The sequence below is a fragment of the Helicobacter sp. 11S03491-1 genome (genome assembly GCF_002272835.1).
Classification (GTDB): Bacteria; Campylobacterota; Campylobacteria; order Campylobacterales; family Helicobacteraceae; genus Helicobacter_J.
Window position 1 is genome coordinate 1 of record NZ_MLAO01000019.1, and the last position, 4,130, is coordinate 4,130.

The window sequence follows — 4,130 nt, forward strand, 5'->3', positions numbered from 1 at the left end:
CGTCACCTTCTCAGGCAATGGCACAAATGGCTATGCCATGAAAGATCACTCTATCAATCTCCACAATACCGGTGGGGTTGGCGGGAAAGGCAATATTTCTCTGGATAAGGGTGCTAAACTCGAAAATGTAAGCTTTAGTTCGAATCTAAACACTACTATTTCTCTGGACAACGGCTCTGTTTGGAAAGACAATCTCACCAATTCCGGCTTAACCCTCAGAGTTTCTAATCATTCTACTATCGGAGATATTGGAGGGGACAGCAATGTCCAAGCTACTCTGAGTGATTCTAATGTAGGGAATATCACCAATACCAACAGAAGTACAAGAATTACTTTTGCCACTGCTCCCTCCGGTGTTGTATCAAGCAGCTCGGATTCTTCTGTCCCGGCTACTCCAAGCAAAATCTCCATAGGGAATATCTCCATCAATGGAATTGTAACAGGGAATATTGCCAATGCTTCGAGTATCGGGGATATTACCTTTGATAATGCAAATGATAACCTCAGTATTACCAATACCGATAAAATTGGTGCCGTTACTGTCAAAAAAGGAACTCTTAAATTAGATACAAGCGGGACAGTAGCCGGCAACACGATCAAGACTGCTGGTGGGGGAGTTATCAATGCTAATTTTAAATCCAACTCTACCATTACCGGACAATTACGCACAGAAGGCGGGAATCTTACAAGTACTTTGGATAGCTCTGTTTTGAAAGGAGATGTTGCAAACTCATGGGGAAATAATAGCGCTACTTTTAGCAATAACTCCACACTTAATGGAAATGCAGTTTCTGATGCAGGCACGCTTAACCTTAATTTTGATAGTTCTAAAATGACCGGGAGTATCATCGTCAATGGAGTCACTATCTCTACCATCAAGGCAGATAAAAGTGAAATTGGCGGGAATATCACAGGAGGTAAGGATACCGTTATCAACCTTACTCTTGGCAATGACTCTGTACTCAAAGGTAATATTGGCAATATCGACACTGATGACAATACCGGCAAACTCATCGCTTCTATCACAAAATCTTCTATAGCTAACATCAAAAATTCCAACAAAGATTCTACCCTCAGTTTTACTGATATGACAGGAAAAAGCGTAGGGAATATTGATTTTGCAGGAAAATTCGAAGGAGGGACTTTTGATAATAGCCAAATCCAAAAACTTACCCTCAATGGAGAGAGTTCAAAAGCTACCTTCAAAAACAAATCCACAGTAGGGGATCTCAGCACTTCTAACGGTGCCGGCACTTTTAATCTGGAGAATTCAAGTATAGGAAACATCACTTCAGGGGGAAGCGCAACTTTAAAACTCTCTCTCACCGCCCAATCAAACACAAAGAATATCACCATTACAGGAGGGGAAGCAGAAGTAACCCTTCAAGAAGGTTCTTTAGTTCTGGGGGGTATCTCTGTGAGTGGGGGGAGCGGGAGTTTTGCTTTCAGTTCAAATACCGACTCTATTAACTTGAGTGATATAACTGCTTATTTGGCAAGCAAAAACACTCTCACTGAAGATACAACTTCTGTGAGTGAGGATTCTCATGAAGATGCAAGCCCATCCCTAAGCGCAAGTATTCTCAGGGGGGCTGAGGAGAGCAGTTCTTCATCAGGAGTTGTTTCTTCCCCAACCTCACCTTCAGGATCAACAGAAGTCTCTCCAACTCCAAATATGGATTCTGTCCTTGCCGCTCTCAAACCTCAAGATATCCTTGCTTATCTCTCTGCTTCCGGTATTTCTGCTTATGGAGGTCCTATTAGTGTGAGTAATGGAGGCAAACATCATACAGATTTCAAAGATTCTCTTTATCTGGGGGGAAATATCAGCAACTCTGATGCCTCATTAGATATTACCCTCTCTTTTTCGGATGAATTCATCAACAAACTCAAAGCAAATACTTTCACCAAAGCCCTTCTTTATGATGGCAAAGGTCCGGAGTTTTCCGTAAGCACACAAGGAGAGAATGCTACAAGTAATATTGCTTTGGCGGGGAATATCAAAGGGATTGCCCATATTGAGTATCAAGGAGGGCATACCAATCTTATTTTTGCCGATAGTATCGCTAAAAATTCCGATGGTTCCGCTGCTGTTTTTAAAGGAGGGGAGAATACTTCTTTGAATGCTGCTGATTTCAATATTACCAATGGGGTCAAAGTCAATGGTTATACTTATACGGATGGGATTTTGGTGCGTTTAGATGCTCTTGGGGCTGAACATATCCTCAAACCTTACCGCAATCTCTTCCCCACCAATACCCTCACCTTCCATATTGATAAAATCACTGACCCCAATGTCTATAGTGCGACTATTTCCGGGATCATGGTAGGGAGTGTGGATTCTCTGGTTTCCGGATCTACAGCCGATGGGAGCACTTCAAAATCCTATCAAGCTGTTTTTGAACCTGATGCTGCCTTTATAGGCAAACTCAACATTACAGACACCCATACTTCTATCGCACTCTCACAAGGTTCTAAATTGATCCTCCAAGACAGCTCTACTATCCATATGCTTTCTTCTAAAGAGAACCAACCTTATGTTGTTGATTTTAAAAATCTCAGCACAGATACGCTTCTCCAAAACAACACCATTATTGACTTAGCTACCGGAGGGACTCCTGCAGCTGCCTCTGATGTCAAATCCAATTACACCACTCTCAATATTGTCCAACTCAAAGATATCAATAATGCCGTTTTCCGTGTAAGCTATAACCCCATCGAATCCAAAAGTGATCACCTCATTATCCAAAAAGCTGTCTCTTCAAATACGGCTGCACCTGTTTTGAAAAATTATCTTCAAGTCTTTCAAAATGTCCCTAAAGATGAAAAAACTCATGTCTATGATCTCAGAGATAAAAATATCTTAGTGGCTTCTGTTCAAAATGATACAGATGGAAAACCCAAGCTTGTGTTTGGTTCTACCTCAGTTGTCCAACAAGGTTATGACAATATTACAACTTCTTTTACTACCAAAGTAGAATCCGATTCTACCCCGAATACTGCAACTCCTGCAGTCTCTACACCCTCTGAGGGATCTGCAGGGAGTGAGGGAGCTCTCAGAAGTGCCTTGAGTGAAGGGAGCAGCACTCCTCCTTCCGGGGGGAGCGGTTCCGGAGGTTCTTCTACAACAACTTCTTCATCAAGTTGGACAAACTACTATATCCAAAATACACAAGTAGCTATGAATACAAAATCCGAGAAACTCTCACAAGCAGCTGCAAGCACAAACTATACAATCTTCCTCTCCAATATCAATGACTTGAATAAAAGATTGGGGGAATTGAGAAACAATCCCTATACTCAAGGGGTATGGGCTAGAATTTTTAATGGCATGAGTACTTCTGATTATGCCCAAGAAATCACTACTTATGCTACCAATGTTCAGGGGGGTTATGATTTTGGAATCCCCAATACCAATGGGAATTCTTTTTTTGGAGTAGCACTCTCTTACGGGTATAATTCTCTTAAAAGTGATAACTTTAGCGGAAAAGCCAATCTTTTTGAAATAGGGGCTTATTATTCTTATGTAAGCGGGGAAGGATTTTATAATGACACTATCCTCAAATATGCCTTTATCAATAACAACCTCTCTATTGAAAACAACCAAAAAGATACAAGTTTGAATTCTTCAAGTGTTTCTTTAGGAGAAGAATTCGGTTACCGATGGTATTTCACCCTCAAAGAACAAGAAAACACCAAGCATTCTCTCTATCTTGAACCTCAAGGAGAATTTGTTTTGGGGTATTTGGGAAATGGAGGCTTTGAGCAAGTCAATGGCAATGCCTTTTTAGATACCTCTATTTCTAATGTGCTTGCTTTTAGAGGGAGAGTGGGGGGAGTGATAGGGTATTCCCTCAGGACTTCCGGGAATCAAACTGATTTTAGACTCGGGCTCTCTTATGTGGGGGATCTTATTGGGAGTGGGGGGAAGATGAATTTCTTAACCAATTACTCCAGTTCAAGTGCAGATTTATTGTCTAATCAGATGGGGCTGGTGAGTGTGGGGATCAACTCTATCCTGACAGATCATTGGAGAGTTTATGCGGATGTGGATGCAGGATTCTTAGGGACTCATTACCAACAAAATTATCTTGTTTCTATCGGGGGAAGGTATGCTTTTGGGAAGAAAG

1 protein-coding gene is annotated in these 4,130 nt (G+C 41.4%); it reads left to right on the plus strand.

The genetic code is table 11. The features are described from left to right. Positions 1-4,130, plus strand: a 4,130-nt coding sequence (locus tag BKH45_RS08580; RefSeq protein ID WP_143428404.1) for an autotransporter outer membrane beta-barrel domain-containing protein, incomplete at both ends; no start/stop codon positions are given.